12 protein-coding genes and 6 pseudogenes are annotated in these 17,530 nt (G+C 62.0%); 6 read left to right on the plus strand and 12 right to left on the minus strand.

What is annotated here, in order from left to right:
• Positions 1–76: 76 nt before the first annotated feature.
• Entirely contained in the window at positions 77–979 is a 903-nt protein-coding gene (locus MHEC_RS06475; RefSeq protein WP_048893383.1) for a universal stress protein, read from the minus strand.
• A 272-nt stretch (positions 980–1,251) separates the two neighbouring features.
• Here MHEC_RS06475 and MHEC_RS06480 point away from each other — a divergent pair, with 272 nt between their 5' ends.
• On the plus strand, positions 1,252–2,205 hold the full coding sequence (locus MHEC_RS06480; protein ID WP_372507395.1) for an Acg family FMN-binding oxidoreductase: 954 nt from the start codon (positions 1,252–1,254) through the stop codon (positions 2,203–2,205).
• A gap of 24 nt (positions 2,206–2,229) precedes the next feature.
• Positions 2,230–5,907, plus strand: a complete 3,678-nt coding sequence (otsB, locus tag MHEC_RS06485) for a trehalose-phosphatase (RefSeq protein WP_048893381.1) — start codon at positions 2,230–2,232, stop codon at positions 5,905–5,907.
• 39 nt (positions 5,908–5,946) lie between these two features.
• Here otsB and MHEC_RS06490 read toward each other — a convergent pair whose 3' ends face one another.
• Entirely contained in the window at positions 5,947–7,350 is a 1,404-nt protein-coding gene (locus MHEC_RS06490) for a WS/DGAT/MGAT family O-acyltransferase (protein ID WP_048893380.1), read from the minus strand.
• A gap of 89 nt (positions 7,351–7,439) precedes the next feature.
• Here MHEC_RS06490 and MHEC_RS24805 point away from each other — a divergent pair.
• Together MHEC_RS24805 and MHEC_RS06495 are read left to right on the plus strand one after the other, a co-directional pair.
• Positions 7,440–8,216: pseudogene (locus tag MHEC_RS24805) on the plus strand (NAD(P)-binding protein); the annotation flags it as partial.
• Between the two features lie 596 nt (positions 8,217–8,812).
• Positions 8,813–9,244 carry a pyridoxamine 5'-phosphate oxidase family protein gene (locus tag MHEC_RS06495; RefSeq protein ID WP_048893379.1) on the plus strand — a complete coding sequence of 144 codons (432 nt, stop codon included), beginning with the start codon at positions 8,813–8,815 and terminating at the stop codon, positions 9,242–9,244.
• A 100-nt stretch (positions 9,245–9,344) separates the two neighbouring features.
• On the opposite strand, the pseudogene MHEC_RS06500 reads toward MHEC_RS06495, so the two are convergent.
• Positions 9,345–10,157, minus strand: a pseudogene (locus MHEC_RS06500) (Rv2629 family ribosome hibernation factor); the annotation flags it as partial.
• A 133-nt stretch (positions 10,158–10,290) separates the two neighbouring features.
• Between MHEC_RS06500 and MHEC_RS06505 the strand changes: the two are divergent.
• Positions 10,291–10,566, plus strand: a pseudogene (locus MHEC_RS06505) (IS256 family transposase); the annotation flags it as partial.
• Here the strand turns inward: MHEC_RS06505 and MHEC_RS06510 are convergent.
• The 7 genes and pseudogenes from MHEC_RS06510 to MHEC_RS06540 form a co-directional block, all read right to left on the minus strand.
• Entirely contained in the window at positions 10,550–11,206 is a 657-nt protein-coding gene (locus tag MHEC_RS06510) for a tyrosine-type recombinase/integrase (protein ID WP_053094055.1), read from the minus strand. The pseudogene MHEC_RS06505 and the gene MHEC_RS06510 sit on opposite strands and share 17 nt — an antisense overlap.
• A gap of 1 nt (position 11,207) precedes the next feature.
• Positions 11,208–11,489: a hypothetical protein gene (locus MHEC_RS06515; RefSeq protein WP_053094054.1), complete on the minus strand. Its 282-nt coding sequence runs from the start codon at positions 11,487–11,489 to the stop codon at positions 11,208–11,210.
• Entirely contained in the window at positions 11,468–11,719 is a 252-nt protein-coding gene (locus MHEC_RS06520) for a hypothetical protein (RefSeq protein ID WP_053094053.1), read from the minus strand. The genes MHEC_RS06515 and MHEC_RS06520 overlap by 22 nt, the downstream gene beginning before the upstream one ends.
• Before the next feature lie 55 nt (positions 11,720–11,774).
• Positions 11,775–12,200: a hypothetical protein gene (locus MHEC_RS06525; protein ID WP_053094052.1), complete on the minus strand. Its 426-nt coding sequence runs from the start codon at positions 12,198–12,200 to the stop codon at positions 11,775–11,777.
• 240 nt (positions 12,201–12,440) lie between these two features.
• Positions 12,441–12,905 (minus strand): annotated as a pseudogene (locus tag MHEC_RS06530) (transposase); the annotation flags it as partial.
• An 83-nt stretch (positions 12,906–12,988) separates the two neighbouring features.
• Positions 12,989–14,209, minus strand: a complete 1,221-nt coding sequence (locus MHEC_RS06535) for an IS110 family RNA-guided transposase (protein ID WP_071700283.1) — start codon at positions 14,207–14,209, stop codon at positions 12,989–12,991.
• A gap of 234 nt (positions 14,210–14,443) precedes the next feature.
• Positions 14,444–14,869, minus strand: a pseudogene (locus MHEC_RS06540) (IS256 family transposase); the annotation flags it as partial.
• Positions 14,870–14,985: 116 nt separating this feature from the next.
• Here MHEC_RS06540 and MHEC_RS06545 point away from each other — a divergent pair.
• Positions 14,986–16,299 (plus strand): ISL3 family transposase, encoded by a 1,314-nt coding sequence (locus MHEC_RS06545; RefSeq protein ID WP_201399456.1) that lies wholly within the window; start codon positions 14,986–14,988, stop codon positions 16,297–16,299.
• A 24-nt stretch (positions 16,300–16,323) separates the two neighbouring features.
• Here the strand turns inward: MHEC_RS06545 and MHEC_RS24035 are convergent.
• Together MHEC_RS24035 and MHEC_RS24955 are read right to left on the minus strand one after the other, a co-directional pair.
• Positions 16,324–16,608: pseudogene (locus MHEC_RS24035) on the minus strand (transposase); the annotation flags it as partial.
• Positions 16,609–17,243: 635 nt separating this feature from the next.
• Entirely contained in the window at positions 17,244–17,507 is a 264-nt protein-coding gene (locus MHEC_RS24955; protein ID WP_071700614.1) for a universal stress protein, read from the minus strand.
• Between the last annotated feature and the right edge of the window lie 23 nt (positions 17,508–17,530).

Below are 17,530 nucleotides of genomic sequence, written 5' to 3' on the forward strand. Positions count from 1 at the left end.
CTCGGAAGTATTGGCCCAAGAACCCTTATCGCACCATTTCTCCGCCTGCGTGGCTGTGGGTTTGTGGCGAGCCCATTCAACGGTTCTCGCGGTCTCTTGAGCGCGCCACGATCACTGGCACCCGGATGGCCTGTACGACGGCATTGCTCACCGAACCCAAAAGCATTCCGGAGAACGTGCCTCGTCCATGGCTACCAAGCACGACAAGCTGTACGCCTTCGGAGGTTTCGATGAGTGCGCGTGCCGGTCGATCGCAAACGAGGACCCGTTGCACAGTCACATCGGGATAGTTTTCCTGCCAGCCCGCCAGTCGTTCGGCCAGACTACGCTCTTCCTCCGCCTTCACCGCGGCCCAGTCCAATCCTGGCAATTCGAATATCTCGAGGTCACTCCATGCGTGCATGGCGATTAGGTCGACGTGCCGACGCGATGCCTCGTCGAATGCGATGGTGGTCGCTAGTTCTGACCTTGGTGAGCCATCGATTCCCACAAGCACAGGAGCGTTCGAGCGACGTGAGCTCAGCACGTCATCGTCGCGAATAACTGCGACAGGACAATGCCCGTGACGCACCAGGCTGGAGCTGACCGATCCGAGCAATCCGCGAGCCAGTGCTCCGCGCCCAGAGCTGCCCACTACCACGAGTTCGGCGTGTGTCGACAGATCCAGGAGTGCCTCAACGGTGGACGAGAAGATCAGTTCGCTTTCAATAGGAACGGACTCGCCGTGCTTTACGCTGTCCTCACCAATTTTCAGGGCGTCGCGCAGAATCCTGCGGCCTTCGTTTTCTTGCCATACGGCAAAGCCGTCCGGTTGGGGAGTGTACGTCCACGTCGCAAGGACGGGGTTCACCACGTGGACCAGTGTGAGCGGCAGGTGGCGCAGGACCGCGTCGTGCGCTGCCCACGCGACGGCGGCATTCGATGCCGGTGATCCATCGACGCCCACAATAACGCCATAATCTCTAGCAGCTTGCGACATTTCGCTCTCCTTCGGTCTATGAGAACGCTAGGCCAGGTGTAGCCATAGGATCATGAGGCGTAAGTCCTCAACTGCATGGCCGTAAGACCTGAAATACCCAGGGTTGTGAAGGTAATGTCAGCTGTCACGGGTCCAAAGGCCTCGCACATACTCGCAAGCAGCGTCACAATCGGGACCAACGACTCTAGGGGTGGTAAGCGGTCGTCTTTTAGAGTCAGTCTCAGATCCAGACGGAGGACGCGACAATGGCGCATGGGACACCGGGCATCGACATCATCAAAAACGCAGTCCTGCTGGCCTGCCGCGCACCCTCGGTGCACAACAGCCAACCGTGGTATTGGGTGTATGACGAAAGAGGCTTGGAGCTGTTCCTCGACCCCGGCCGGCGTCTGGACAGCGCCGACCCCTCCGGCCGAGAAGCCATAATCAGTTGCGGTGCGGTACTTGATCATCTTCGTGTCGCCATAGCGGTGGCAGGATGGCAAGCCAACGTTGACCGTTTCCCCAACCCGAACAACCGAGATCATTTGGCATCGGTCCAGTTCAGTCCGGTTGACTTCATTACCGACATTCAGCGCCAGCGCGCAGAGGCGATTCTGCAGCGTCGGACCGACCGGCTTCCGTTCGGCCGACCGACCTACTGGATGTCGTTCGAACCGGTGCTGCGCAGTTATGTCGACGGCAGCATAGCGATGCTCGATGTACTCGCCGATGATGTGCGGCCCGAACTTGCTCGAGCGTCGCAGCTTACTGAGGCACTGCGTCGAGACGATCCTTCATATCAGGCCGAACTGCAGTGGTGGACATCGCCCTTTGACCTCTACCAGGGGATACCGCCGGAGGCGCTGGCGTCCGCATCAGAACGTCGGCGAGTCGACGTGGCGCGGGACTTTCCTGCTCGTAGTCTAACCGACCGTCGCACCGATATCGCGGTGGATTGGTCGAAGATCCTTGTGCTTTCCACCGCTGAGGACACTCGGGCCGATGCGTTGGGCTGCGGTGAAGCATTGTCTAGCGTGCTATTGGAGTGCACGATGGCGGGAATGGCGACCTGCACGCTGACTCATCTGCTGGAGTTACACGACAGCCGCGATATCGTCCGCAACCTCATCGGCCAACGTGGGCAGCCCCAAGTCCTGATCCGTGTCGGGATCGCGCCACCTGCAGAAGAGTTGCCTCCTGCAACACCACGGCGACCACTCGACCAGGTCCTGGAAATCCGTTAGGGACACGGGCTCTGGGCGGCAGCTATGACGGTTCATGTGACGATCGATTCGCGTTACTACGACGCGGTGATTTTCGACTTCGACAGTGTCATAACGGATTTGTCCCGCATTGATGTTAGCGCCGTTGCGTTCGTACGGAGATTGCATGACGCTGGGGTGCGCATGGCCATCTATTCCTCCAACGCTGATTGCAAACGGTTGTTGGTTTCTGCAGGCATCGCAGACCTCGTTCCAGTTTGTGTCCGCGGTGTGGTCGGTGACCAGTTGGACCCGGCAGGAATGCCCGACGCGACCGTTTTGCTGGAGGCCGCGACACAGCTGGGAGTTCAGCCCGAACGATGTGCCGTCATCGAAGGCACCGCAGCTGGAGTAATTGCTGCTCGTGATGGTGGATTTTCCTTAGTGATCGGAGTCGATCGGACGGGAGATCGCAACGGGCTCCAGCGAAGTGGTGCCGACGGAGTAGTGTCCGATATCGCCCACGTCAATGTGCGCCGGGGGGGCCACCGCATGTCAGGGCTTCCCGATGCGCTGCAGTCTTACGGCCAAATAGCCTCAGTTCTGGTCGCGCGACAACCAGTGTTGATCCTCGACTTCGATGGCACGGTATCGGCTATCGTCGACGATCCTGCCACCGCCACGTTAGCCAAAAATGTCGCTGAATCGCTCAAACTGTTAGCCGAGCACTGCGATGTGGCTATGCTATCCGGACGCGACGTGGCCGACCTCCGTTCTCGGGTCGCACTGTCGGGTATCTGGTATGTGGGCAACCACGGCTTGGAGCTGACGGCACCAGACGGCACGCATCACCAGAACGAGGACGCCGAATCGGCCATCGATGCGCTCGAGCAGGCAGCGGTGGAACTGTCAAGTCGACTCACCCACATTCGCGGTGTCTCCATTGAGCACAAGCGACTCGCATTGGCGGTGCACTACCGCAATGCGGCTTCAGAGGCATCACGCAACGTGATTGCGACGGTGCACAGTATAGGCCAGCGCTATGGGCTCCGGATTATCCAAGGACGCAGAGTAATTGAATTGCGGCCGGACATTCCGTGGGACAAAGGGAAGATTGTGGAATGGATCTTACGCCGGATCGACGGGCTCGATCCGATGTTGCCCATCTACATTGGAGATGACATTACCGGCGAGGATGTTTTTGACGCGGTGCGACACAGTGGAATCGGCATCATTGTGCGCCAGACCGAAGGGAGAGACCATCGATCGGCTGCACGGTTCGCACTCAACGATCCGAGAGCGGTATGTGAATTCATCGATCGACTAGCGCACCACATTGTGGCTGCAAGCGATGAGACCAAGAACCCATGGTCGTTCGTATTCGACGGTTATGACCCTCACATGGAACGGCTACGGGAAGCGCTGTGCACCGTCGGCAATGGGTACTTTGGAACCCGCGGCTGTGCGTCAGAGTCGACGGCCGGCAATTTTCATTATCCAGGCACCTACGCCGCAGGAATCTACAACAGGTTGGACAGTCAGATCGACGGTGTGACCGTTACCAACGAAAGCTTAGTCAACCTGCCGAACTGGCTGCCGTTGACGTTTAGAATCAATGCCGGGTCTTGGTTCGACATCGACGACGTTGAACTGCTGTCGTATTTGCAAACGCTGGATCTGCGCAGAGCGGTACTGACCCGCGAATTCCGTTTCCGCGATGCAGATGGCCACATTACGCAGGTGGTCCAGCGCAGGTTCGCGGCTATGCATCTGCGCCACGTGGCGGCCCTGCAGACAACGATTACGGCTGAAAACTGGTCTGGCACAATTGAGTTCCAATCAGTCATAGACGGTAATGTAGAGAACAGGCTGGTCGAGCGCTACGCTGAGCTATCAAGTAAGCATCTCGCAGTGACGCAGCTGCGCGAGTTATCCAGCAACACGGTAGTTTTGGCTGCGGAAACGGTGGAATCTCGAATCACGGTTGCGGTAGCGGCGCGGGTTACCGCATGGTACGGCGAGATGCCGGCACGGGCAGAGTACCGGCGAGTGCAAGAGCCCACCCGTATCGGGCACGAGATCGCAGTCGACCTGACTGCGGGTGAATCGGTGACTCTGGAAAAGGTCGCGGCAATAGTCACCAGCCGCGATCGCGCCATATCAGAACCGGCAGACCAGGCCGAACGCTACCTGCAAGGCCTAGGCCGGTTCTCCGATCTACTACGCGGCCACACCCTTAGCTGGGCGCATCTCTGGGAACGATTTAACGTTCACATCGGTGAAAATGCCGACGAACTGCGGATCACACGGCTGCATTTGCTGCATTTGCTGCAAACCCTGTCGCCGAACACTGCCGATCTGGACACTGGGGCGCCGGCACGGGGCCTGCACGGCGAGGCCTACCGAGGTCATATCTTCTGGGATGAGCTGCTGATCTTTCCCGTCTTGAACATGCACCTTCCGATGGTGACCCGATCCTTGTTGCAGTATCGCTATCGGCGGCTACCGCAGGCCCGCCGCGCCGCGATGGAAGCCGGTTATGTTGGCGCAATGTTTCCGTGGCAGTCCGGCAGCGACGGTCGCGAAGAAAGTCAGCAGCTGCACCTGAACCCTCGTTCGGGCCGGTGGAACCCGGATCCGAGCGCACGTGCCCACCACAGCGGCATTGCCGTCGCCTACAATGTATGGCAGTACTTCCAGGTGAGCGGTGACGTCGACTATCTGGTCGACTACGGGGCGGAGATGCTTGCCGAAATCGCCCGGTTCTGGGTGAGTTTGGCCAGCTACGACACGGTACGAGAACGCTATGTGATCCGCGGCGTTATTGGCCCTGACGAATTCCACTCCGGATACCCTGGCCGGGTCTACGACGGCATCGACAACAACGCCTACACCAATGTGATGGCGGTCTGGGTCATTATGAGGGCGATGGAAGCACTTGAGCTGCTGCCGTTGTCGGATCGGGTCGATCTCTTGGAGAGGCTTGGGATAGATGGGTCAGAACTCGAACGGTGGGAGGATGTCAGCCGGCGCATGTTTGTGCCATTCCACGATGGGGTGATCAGCCAATTCGAAGGCTATGACGAACTGGCCGAGCTGGATTGGCAAGCGTACCGCGCAAGGTATGGCAATATCCAGCGTCTGGACCGCATTCTGGAGGCAGAGAACGACAACGTCAACAACTACAAAGCTTCCAAGCAGGCCGACGCATTGATGCTTTTCTATCTGCTTTCCTCCGACGAGCTACGTGAGCTCTTTGCCCGTCTCAGGTACCGCTTTGTGCCGGAACAGATCCCGAAGACCATCGATTACTATCGGAGCCGTACATCGCATGGATCCACCTTGAGCGCGGTCGTGCATTCGTGGGTCTTGGCCCGTGGTGATCGAGATCGGGCCCTGAACTACTTCCGGCAGGTTCTGCTCTCCGACATCGCAGACATCCAAGGAGGCACTACTGCCGAGGGTATCCACCTGGCTGCGATGGCCGGTAGCATTGATTTGCTCCAGCGGTGTTTCACCGGCCTGGAATTCCGCGGCAACCGTATCGTGCTTGCACCGCTGTGGCCAGAAGAGCTGGGCGTTCTGGCATTTCCGTTGAGGTATCGTGGCCATCGCCTCCACCTGGAAGTGTGCGGGCGCAAGGCAAGAGTCAGCTCAGACTCAGAGCAGACCAATGTGATTGATATCGAATGCCGCGGACAGGTGCGATGCCTCATGCCAGGACATACCATCGAATTCTCATGACCGACGCTGTGATGCGGTCCAATTGTTACCCGGGCTTTGTCATGCAGGCTTTGGGGCGACCTTACGTTTACTTTGTCGCTGACGCGTTCTGCTGATGGCCACCAGCCGTGCTCCAGCCTCCTCGATGCCGGTGGCGAGTTGATCGACATCGGGCGCGGTGTCGTGGTCGGCGGTGATACCGAAGACGAAATCGTCGGCGTAGCTAAGCATCGCGATACCGGTACGCAGACCAAGAACAATCGGCGGCACTGGCAGGATTTCCAACACCTCACGGCCCATCAGCCGTTGTCGGCGGCTGGATCCGGGAACATTCGTTGCCAACACCGAGACGGCGCGCTGCGGTAATCGGCTCAGCAACCGTATCATCCACGCAGACAATGTGAATGGCATGCTATCGACAGCTGTCAGAAGCGCTGTGGTGCCTTCGCGCTGGCCGCTGTTCTTGGAATGCATTAGCCGAGAGTGCACGAGTTCCAATTGTTTAACTGGGTCCGCCTCGTCAACGGGCAGCAGCGGCAGCATCGCCGCGACGCGATTGCCGGTCTGCTGCATCTCCTTCATCGAGCGGATCGACACCGGAACCAGGGTGCGCGCCGTATCGCGGTGCGGTTGTTCACCACGGCGTAGCAGAAGGTTCCGGTAGCTGTCGGTGATCGCCGCCAGCGCCACGTCGTTGAGGCTGACGTCGAAGACCCGAGCGACTCGCTTAAGGTCGGCCAGCTTAACCCTCGCCGCGCTGTAGCGGCGCATCGTGGTCACCGCACCGGTCAGCGACGAGTCCGGCGGACTTAGCAGTTCAGCCGTGAGCTCAGCCACGCCCAGCGCCGCGTGTTCAGCAGCGGTGGCCGCTGCGATGCCGTTCCGCCACACCTTGCTTGGCCACGCCAGCGGGTTCCAGCCTAATGTAGGCCGCCGCAACACAGGACCGTCCGGCTTCTTGGCGGCACGAATATGGTCCGCAAAGGTCTCGCCGCCCCCCTCATCGCTGAGCTTGCCCAGCATCTGGGTGGTGGCAATGCCGTCGGCGATGCAGTGATGAACTTTCATGAGCACGGCCCACCGGTTGCCGGAGAGCCTTTCGATGATCCAACACTCCCACAATGGACGTTCACGGTCGAGCCGATGTTGCATGATGGTGGCGATCATCTCGAAGAGTTCGGCATCATCGCCGGGGTCAGGGAGTGCGACCCGATGCATATGATGCGTGATGTCGAAATGCGGGTCGTTGACCCATTCGGGTCGGCCGAGGTCCAGCGGATGGGTACGCAGTTTCTGGGTGCACTGCGGGATTGTGCGCACTCGTTCAGCCAAACCTGCCACCAGGTCTTGATACGACGGAACTGGGCCGGCCACGATCGGCACGGCGGCGATCGCCAGGCTCACATGGGGATCGGAGTCTTCGACTTCCAAGAAACCTGCGTCAAGTGCCGACAACCGCTTCATGACGTATATGGTGTGCCATGCGGGCCCCCGTGAGCAGGGCCGGAAGTCCTCAAGCCGTAGACCGAATGACGCTTTAGAGCCGCCTGGACGCCTATCTGGCCAAGCGGCTCGAACATCCCGAAAGCCGACGCGGTGTTGCTGTTGGACGCGGTGTCACTCCTGCGCAGGGTGGCTTCCGGTCGCGACCCAGTCTCGGCCGCCCGTCGCAGTAAACGGGGGTGGCGACGCCGCCCGTGTTGCCCGCCAGCTGGGCGGCGAGAACACCGTCATCATCTACCGCCGAACCGAAGACCAAGTGCCTGTTCACGAGCACGAGGTCCACGAAGCCGAGCGGGAAGGCGTACGGATCAACTAGCTGCGCACGATCACCGCCTTCGAGGGCCCCGAGCTGCAAGTAGACATGATGGAACTCGACGAACCCGGTTATCCGCATCCGACTGGCGGTCCCTCGCTGCCGATACCGTGATGATGGCATTGGGACAAGAAACCGGGTCGACGTCCATCAACGCACTGTGACAGTCGATGTGGCACACGGCAAGAAGGCGGCATGCCATATCGACGCATGGTTACGCGGAGCAGTGGCCGAACTCCCGCCGAAGCACCCCGCCGCAGGCTTTGATGACCTGCATCTGTGGTAATCCGGTGAAACCGGTTACCACCAACAGCCTGAACTGGCTGTTGCACAATAGGTTACCGGTTTCGACGAGATTGTCGGCGGATTAGCGGCCAACGACGCGGTTTTGGAGGCTGGCCGCTGTCTGTCAAGCGGCAACTGCTTCGAGTGCGACGGTTGCCTTGGCGCCCGTCCAGAGGACGCGGTGATCAAACTGGGCCCGGGGCACCGCTACCGTTTCCAATATGACCGCCGCGAGGTCGAGCGACGCCATTTCGACTTGCTGGCCGCGGTCAAAATCGCGGTCAGAGTTTTCCGGTAGCGGTCAAGCTGAACCGAGTTTCAGTGCTGCTGCCGACCTGGCGCACCGCCGGGACACAGCCGGTGCAGACGGACTGGTGCAGTTCAACTGGTTCCTGCAGCCTGGCATCGAACTCGAAACACCGACCACGATTCGCGCGGTCACACTATCGACGTCCGCCGAGACCCGGCTGCCGATGACCTGGACCGCCCTGCTGCGAGGAGGGGCACAGCCCTCGCTCGCCGCCGGCAGCGGGGGTAGAGCAACCGGCCGACGTGATCGAGTACCTGCTGGCGGGTGCCCGACGTGTCCAGCCCGCGTCCCCGCTGCTCCTGCACCATGGGCCAGGATACGCCGCCGTACTGCTGAAAGGATTACGAGGCTGGATGAACCGCACGGGGTATCAGGGCCTGGATGACGTCCAGGGCTAATGTCAGCGCCTGACTCCGGCGACCGGGCGGCCCTTCAACGTGCAGACTGTGTCGGAGCAGTCCAAGATGCCAACAGCAGGGCCTACCGCGTCTACTGACACAGGGTAAGTTGGCGATGTGACTGCTAGTGAACCCGTCACGATTCTCTCGGATAGCCAATGCTGGGATCTGTTGGCCAGTGTGGCGCTGGGGCGACTGGTCACGAGTGTTGAAGGCCAGCCCGAGATTTTCCCGGTTAACTTCGTCGTCCAGCGCCGCACCGTACTTTTCCGCACCGCGGAGGGCACCAAGTTGGTCAGCACCGCGATTAACAATCGGGTCCTCTTTGAGGCCGATGACCACAATGTTGCCGAAGGCTGGAGCGTGATCGTGAAAGGCACCGCGCGCATGCTACGTACCAATGAGGAGATCGAGGAAGCCGAGCGGGCGCAGCTGCTGCCTTGGACTGCGACGTTGAAGCGGCATTACATTCGTATTCTTCCGATTTCGGTGACCGGCCGCCGGTTTCATTTCGGGCCCGAACCCGGCCCGGAAGATGCCTTCGCCTGACTCGCTGCTCGGAGCGGCTTGAACTCCGGCTATGCCGCTTACGTGGCGCCCTAGCCTAACGCTTGCGCGTCGGGTAACCACCCGTTGGCGAGGCGGCCAGTTAGCCAGCAGATCCACTGGGCATGGCGTAGCGTAGCAATGCACCGATCCCGTTGGCCGGTGCTATCCGGTTGTTAGCGCGGACCAGCGAGGCGCCAATCGCGATAGCGGCAAAAGGCAATGCCTCATCCGCTCGTGCAACATGTTCAACCGGTTCCCCGAGCTCCGACGACGCGTCAGGATCTGGTGCGACCGTAGTGCGGTCCTCACCGGCAACCACCGTGGCATTGCAGAGTTCACCGATTATCAGCGTGTCGACAGAGCCGTTGCGCAGCGCTGCGCATACCGGGATCAACCCTTGGGGTAGCCAGCCCCGACCCGCGACCAATTTCGCTGTTAAACCGTTCAGCGATGTCAGTCATCCGACGCACCGGCGTCGAGCGAACTCGGGGGCCGTCAGATCGCGGATCTTGTCCTCATCGAAGCCCCTTATTACGTGCTCCGGCGTGCCACTGTGACACACGCTGCGTTACACGCTCCGGCAACGCGGAAACCAGGTCTGTCCGCGACCGTACTTCGCCGCACACGAAAACCACCTCGGGGTCAGCTTCGTCCACTAATCGCGTAAGGTGCTCGGCACCGCGCGAACGTTCAGCCGGACGGCTTCTTTGGTGGTGTGCTGGAAGTCGCCGTAGCCACTCCAGCCGGCAGTGACCGGCTTGTGCACCGGGAAGCCGCCGCCGTCAATGCTGCTAGACCTGATGGTGTTACCCCGATACAGCGACACATCCGCACCGGCGTGGTCAACCGCGGCGAACACGTAGGTGGGTCGCCACATTCCGAGGTCTATCAACGGTACGAGGTAGGGGGTAAGAGCAATGATCAGAACCTGTGGATGAGTCTTGGCGTGGGGGCGTGAAAGTGGGCGTACCTTCCCGAGGATGATCTGAATACCCAAGGTCTGATCAAGAGCCGGCGTTGGCGCGCTGGTGCGGGAAGGTACGCCCATGCTCACCGTAGTTCACGATGCCACCGAGGCCAACGAAAGCACCGGCGGTGCTGGTCGGTCGTTGCTCGACGAGATCGTCCGTGACGGCGCCCGGCAGATGCTGGCCGCTGCGCTGCAGGCCGAGGTCGCCGCCTACGTGGCACAGTTCGCCGATCAGGTCGATGACGACGGTCACCGACTGGTCGTCCGCAACGGCTATCACCAGCCGCGTGAGGTGCTGACCGCAGCCGGCGCGGTAGCGGTCAAAGCACTGCGGGTCAACGACCGCCGCGTGGGCCCATCCCGGCCGGTGTCGGAAGATCTGTCAGACGCTGCAGTAGTTTGTCGAGTGCTGCTTGATCGTCCTCGACGGCTGCTTGCTCGTCGTCGGTGAGCGGGATGTTGACGAGCATCCGTTGAAGGTTCGTTTTCGCTTGTAGGAGTTGGCTTTTGCTGGATTGCTTGGGTGTGTAGAAGTGGCAGCGGGCGCAGGCCATGCGGTGGGGGCATTGTTCGAAGAAGGTGTAGCTGCGGAACCCGTGGCCGAGGTCGTAGTGCTGCCAGGGCTCGCCGGTGGCGGTGGCGCCGCTGGTGACGGCGTCGCGGTCGAGGAGGACTTCGATGGTGCGGACGTTGCGGGCGAAGTATCCGGCGTTGTCGTAGGCCTTGGTGAGGGTGTTCGGGGTGATCCTGGCGTAGTGCTGGGTCGATTCGGGGCTGCGGTGGCCGAGCCAGGCCTGCAGCTCGAACAGCGTCATTGGTTCCTTGGCGTTGTAGAGCTGTGTGGCGATGGTGGAACGGGCCCGGTGGCTGGTGATCGGCGCGCGGACGTCGGTGGCAGGGATGCCGGCTTTGCGGCAAAGCGCCGGGATGATCGTGTCGTTGATGTAGTTCTTGCTGATTCGTCCGGCCCGCACGGCGAACAGGAAGTGCACCTTACTTCCCGGTTTTCCGGTTCAGCATCAGCGGCTGGGTGGGGCGCATCGCCTCCCATGCCTGGATGGCTTGGCTGAGCAGCGGATCGATGGGTTTGGTGAACGCGGTGCCGGTCTTGTGGGTGGGAACGTCGAGTAGGCAAACGGCAGAATCAGTCGGGGAGGGGGCGTCACCGGTCGGCGGTCGGTCGTGTTGCCAGCGGATGCAGCCGACGCGCAGCCGGGCGATCTCGTCACTGCGCTGGCCGCTGAACAGCCACGTCAGCGTGATCGCACGGACCATGTCGACCGGATGTGCCCCGGCCGGATGTAGCTACGTTTCGTCTTCGGCGACAACAGTTTTCCGAGCTGGTCGTGGCGGCTGTCACGCCAGGTGTCGGACTGGATATGGTCGCCGACGCGCATGCGGTCGACCGCGGCGATCCACGCCGCGCAGGTCTGGTGGGTCCAGGCGGCCGGCCCGCCGATATCCGGGTGCTCGGCGGCGAGCCATCGCCCGATCTTGGCCAGCACGACCCGGTCGGTGTCTCGCGTGGTCGGCGCGAGTGTGGAGGTCGCGTGCCAGCGCTTAACCGTCCGTGCCCAGCCCGGGGCGGTGCCGGTGATCGGGACCGGCCCATCCCCGTATTTCGGGTTCGACGGCGAGGCGGTGTAGCCGAGTGCGGCCAGCGCCGGTGAACGCCGTCAGGTGGCGGCCGTGGAAGTGGCGTTGGATTGCCGGGTGTGACCGCAGCCCATCCAGCACCGCGGATAGGTCGCCCAGCCGCGGGCTGTGGTTGAGCAGCAGCAGCGTGCAGACCATCGACTCCAGATTGCGGGCGCGATATCCCCACCCGTTCAGCACGGCGCGGACCGGTTCGATCGCGTCCTCGACTGCATCAGCGCCGAATACTCGCTGCGCCATCGGGATTCGCGCGAACGGGCCGATCAGGCCGAAGGATGTGAACCCGGCCAGCAGATAGGCATAAGCGAGCAGGTAGGGGCGCGCTTGCATGCCGACCTGTCCGGGGAAGCGTTGCCGCAGCTGCTGCGGGCGCAGCAGCTGGTGACGGGCTCAGCAGCTCCGCTGGGGCTTCGACCCGCCCGATACGCTGGCTGCGCTCGGAAAGGGCGGACCCGCAACGGTTCCCGTGTTCACTGCGATTCGCTCGATCGAGGAGGAGCCCGACTCTGCCCCTGCGAGCCCGTCACGATTTCTGTGTAAGTCTGAGGTGACTTGACAACGAGTTATATTTTAACACAACGGGATCCGTCCAGGGAACAGTTTCGCCAGGGTGTTAAGCGCCACAGTCCAGTTGTAGGTTCCCGTCCCCGAATAGCCTCCTCTGTGGCTGGAGATGTTGCGCAACCCCAAGTACAGCAACTTGATCGCAGAGTCCTTGTCCGGGAAATGTCCGCGGTTCTTGGTGATTTTGCGTAGCTGGAAATTGATGGACTCGATCGCGTTTGTCGTGTACACGATCTTGCGTAGTTCCACCGGGTAATCCAGGAAGGCAATGAACTCTGGCCAGGCGCCCCGCCACACGTCGATCGCGCCGGGGTATTGCGCACCGAAATCGCGGTCAAACTCTTTGAGCGCGAGCTCAGCGGCATCTACGGTGGGCGCCGAATAGATGGCCCGCATCGACGAGGCGACCTTGCGGCGGTCCTTATACGACACGAACCGCATCGCATTGCGAATAACATGCACCACGCAGACTCCCGCTGTCAACCTCGGGTCGTGGGCATGATTGATCGCCGCGGCTGGCTGACTTTGCTCAGCGCGGGGGCGGGGTGGGGTTGTTAGGCGGCGGTGGCGCGGTGGTGGATGGCCGGGTCGTAGGGGTTGTGGTCGTGCCAGCAGCGCCACAAGATGCGACACCAGCGGGCGCCCAGGCCACGCAGGGCACGATGGTGTGGTTGGCCGGCGGCGCGGGCGTGTTGGTAGATGTCGGCCGACCAGAGGTCTTCACGGACGGCGACGAACATCCACCAGTCGATGGCGTGCCGCATCCGCCGGTTGGCGGCGTAGCGGAAGCGAACCTGACGTGTGCGCCCGGACACCTTGGTGACCGGAGCCAAGCCGGTCTCTGCCAACAATGACGGCGCCGAAGGAAAACGACTGCGCTCCTCACCCATTTCGGAGATCAACACGGCGGCGGTGACCGGTCCGATGCCGGGGAAACTGGTGAAGATCGGGGTGTCCGGGTGCGCCTCGAGCAGTTCGCCCAGTCGTTTGTCATGGGCTCGCAAATGGGTGTTGAGTAGAGCCAGTTGTTCGGTGAATGCTTTGGCCGCCAACGCTTTGCCAGCAACGGTGCCGTCGCTCGCCGATAGCAGATGCGGCTGCATCCGGGCGACAAGTGTCTCGGGTTTGTGCCGGCCACTGTAGCCGTGCCGGGACGTGAACGCGCCCATCCGCGCAGCGGTGATCCGGCCCGCCTGCACGGGAGTGGGATAGCTGCGGATGAAGGACAGGGTGATGTCCCGGTCCAGTGCAGAAAACAGGTGCAACGGGCACGGATGATAGGCATCCAAGATTGACCGCAGTCGATTCTCGGTGTCCACCTGCATATCCAGGATGCGTTGACGATCGCGGCTCACTGCGGTCAGCTCCGCTAGAAGCGGCGACGGAACGGCCAACGGCCGCCACTGGGCATACTGGTGACGCAACGTATCGGCCAACACATAGGCATCGAATTCGTCGGACTTGGCGGCCGCCATCCGATAGCGTTCGCGTGCTCGCGCCGAGATTTTCGGTGACACGCAATAAATTTCGGCATCGCAGTGGTGCTGGAGATATTCGACCAGTAGCCCTTCGGCCCGCTCGATCGCGATCCGGACCGCACCGGTGAACGAAGCAATCAACCCGACCAGGACGGCCAGACCATCGACGGTGTGAGCGACCTTGCGACTGAGCAGCTGCTGGCCGGTGCCATCCAGCACACACAGGTGATGGAAGCGCCCGCCCCAGTCGATCCCACACCAGAAGCTGTTCGGCCGTTGCAGAGTACTCTGATTCATTGCACTTGGATCCCTTTCAATGTGAAAGGTTCACCCTGCGATCGCGAGGCCTGCCCGGAACCTCATCTCGGCACTCACCGCCCACAGCGGTGGCGCTGCTCTCGCTGGCCGGTCCACGCCCCGCAGCCACCACGGGCGGACAGGTCTGCATGTGGACCTCGAAGGTGACGCGTTTGCGTGGGCCCTGCCCGTGGTGGTGCAGGTGAACGCCGAGACCATCCCGGCCGATCCATTGTTAATAGATGAGGTTTGGATCACGGTATCGGGGAAGATCGAGCGGATCGCATCAGGCAAGCCGGTCAGCCCGTCGCAGCAGGCGATGAGGATGTCGCGTACTCCGCGGTTGCGCAGGTCGATGATGACCTTCTGCCAAAACCGTGCGCCCTCGCTGTCTTGGATCCAGCAGCCCAGGGCGTGTTTACGCCCGTCGAGGTCCACGCCGATGGCCAGATAGGCCACCTTGGTGCCCACCACCCCGTTGTCGGCGATGCGCAGCCGCAGCCCGTCGATATACAGGATCGGGTAGACCTCATCGAGTGGGCGCGATTGCCAGGCCTTGATCTCATCGACCACCACCTCGGTGATATTGGAGATCAATTCTCGTGACACCTTGGCTCCGTACACCTCGGCCAGATGTGCCTCGATATCGCGGCTCTTCAATTTTAAAGGGGCAGTTGTGATTTCGCTCTCATAGGGCGTGTCGTTGCATGGGGAGGCCCTCGGCCTTCTGAAGTCTGAAGTTTGCGGATTTCAGGCGGAAGAAGGGACCGAGGGCCGTGTCTGACGGTACGACATTGTTGTTTGGGTTGCCAGGAGTACGGGTTGAGCGTGTCGAGCGGGACGTCGACGGGACCCGTGTGGTTCATGTGGTCACCGCCGACGAAGCGGCGGCGGCGTGCCCGGGGTGTGGGGTGGTGTCCAGGTCGGTGAAGGAGCTGGTGAGCACCTCGCCGCGCGATATTCCCTATGGTGAGGACCCGATCACGGTGCGCTGGCACAAGACCCGCTGGCGCTGCCGGGAGGACTACTGCGAGAAGTCCTCGTTCACAGAGGCCATCGCGCAGGTGCCGGCGCGGGCCCGGGCCACCACACGGTTGCGTACCGCGATCGGTGCGGCGATCGGCGATGCCGGGCGGGCGGTGGCCGAGGTCGCGGCCGCCCACGGGGTACCCTGGCCGACCGCGCACCGCGCGTTCGTCGCGCACGCCGAGGAACGGCTATGCGAACCCGCGCCGGTGGCAGTGCTCGGTATCGACGAGACCCGCCGCGGCAAACCCCGCTGGGAGCAGTGCGCCACGACAGGGCGGTGGGTGCGGGTTGACCCGTGGGACACCGGATTCGTCGATTTAGCCGGAGATCAGGGCTTGTTGGGGCAGCGCGAGGGCCGCACCGGTGCTGCGGTGATCGACTGGCTGGCCGAGCGCAGCCAGGAGTTCCGCGAGGCCGTTCAGTTCGTGGCGATCGACCCGGCCGCGGTCTACGCCACGGCGATCCGCACACCGGGGTTGCTGCCCAATGCCACCCTGCTGGTCGATCACTTCCACCTGGTGAAACTCGGCAACGATGCGTTGACCAAGGTGCGCCGCCGGGTGACCTGGGATCTGCGGGATCGCCGCGGCGGCAAACTCGACCCGGAATGGGCCCACCGCCGGCGCCTGCTGACCGCGTGGGAACGCTTGTCGGACAAGAATTTCGCCACGATGTGGAACGCGATCGTGGCCGAAGACGACACCGGCCAGATCCTGTCGGCGTGGATCGCCAAGGAAGAACCGCGCACCCTGCTGTCCACCGTGCACGCCGGCGGCGATGCGCACCTGACCCGGCATCGGCTGCACCGCTTCCTGGCCTGGTGCATCGACTCGCAGATCCCTGAGCTGCTCACCCTGGCCGCCACCGTCGACACCTGGTGGCCCGAGATCAACGCCTTCATCGCCACCGGTATCACCAACGCCCGCACCGAGGGCTACAACCGGCTCGTCAAACAGGTCAAACGCGCCGCGTGCGGATTCCGGAATCAAGACAATTCGGCACGCCGGATACGATTTCACTGCACCCGCAAACAGCGGGCCGCAACCCAGACGTCATGCTGATTGCCCGGTCAAAATCGAAGAGCCCTCAAAAGTGCCGTTGCGGTCGCGCGGCACCGCGATATCCACCGGGCCGTTGACCGTGGTCACCGTCTTCGGTGAAGACCCATTGCGAGAATTGCCCGACCCGCGGCCGGCCGGGTCACCGGATTCATACCCCAAATGGTGGGTCATTTCGGTCTGCAAGGCCCGCTCGAGCACCGCCTTGGTCAACTCGGTCAGCAAACCGTCCGCCCCGTCGATCGGGGTCCCCGATTTCACCGCGTCCTTGATCAGCGAATCCAGGGTCTCGGCCGAAAACGTCTCCGCCAGCCGGCGAGCCGCCGACTTCTCCTTGCCCGCCGACTCCATGAGCTTCGTCACAAAACACTCCTTCTGTCCGCCCGAACGGCGGTCCGATGATGGACCACCCCGGACTTACACAGATGGAATGACACGCCCCGCCCTGCGGCCTCGCTGCGGTTACGCCGCAGACCTTCTCCGCAGCCTCCCCAGACACGGGTTTCACCGGCCCGGAAAGTTCCCTCGGCTTCCTACACACCTCGGGATGCGCCGCTCCCGACCCACATCCACCAGATTCGAGCCGGTATAGCGTTGAGAGGCTTTAAAACATCGGTTCCTCGCGTACTCCTTTCGATCTCGCTCACCGGACCCGCACCATCTGGCAGTACTGACACGCCCCGGCTTTGTCAGGGCTGCTCCCACCCCCACCGGCACCTCCCGGCTCGAGCTGCCCTCAGCTCCAATCGGGCCGCTGCGACGATCCGACGGCAAAGGTCTCTCACCTCCACTCAAATCACAGCGCCTCACGGCGCACGAAGCCGGTGCTCAATGCGTTTGCGATCACCTTCAACGGCCGGATCACCCCGACCGGAAACTAACCGATACCAAGGTCAGCTCCGCCGTTAATCGGACAGTCCCGCGGTCGGACCATGGAGGACCACGCTCTACACGAAAGGCGGGCCGTGGCCAGCGGTGGTGTCGGCGACAAGTCTGCGGGCATCTTCGAGGATTCGTCTTGCTTCGTCGTTCTGCCGCTGGAAATAGTCTTGCGGTATTGGAATCCTCGGCCAGGGCGCCACTACCGACATGACCGGCACGACGACGTGCATAAGCGTCAGTGGAACATTACGTTGCGCAGCATCGCGGGCTGCCCACTTGACCGCTGCGATTGAGCGAGCCGATCGGTCGACACCAACGCAAAATGCCACGATGCGTTTCGTGGCAGGACATT

It is taken from the genome of Mycobacterium heckeshornense (assembly GCF_016592155.1).
Classification (GTDB): Bacteria; Actinomycetota; Actinomycetes; order Mycobacteriales; family Mycobacteriaceae; genus Mycobacterium; species Mycobacterium heckeshornense.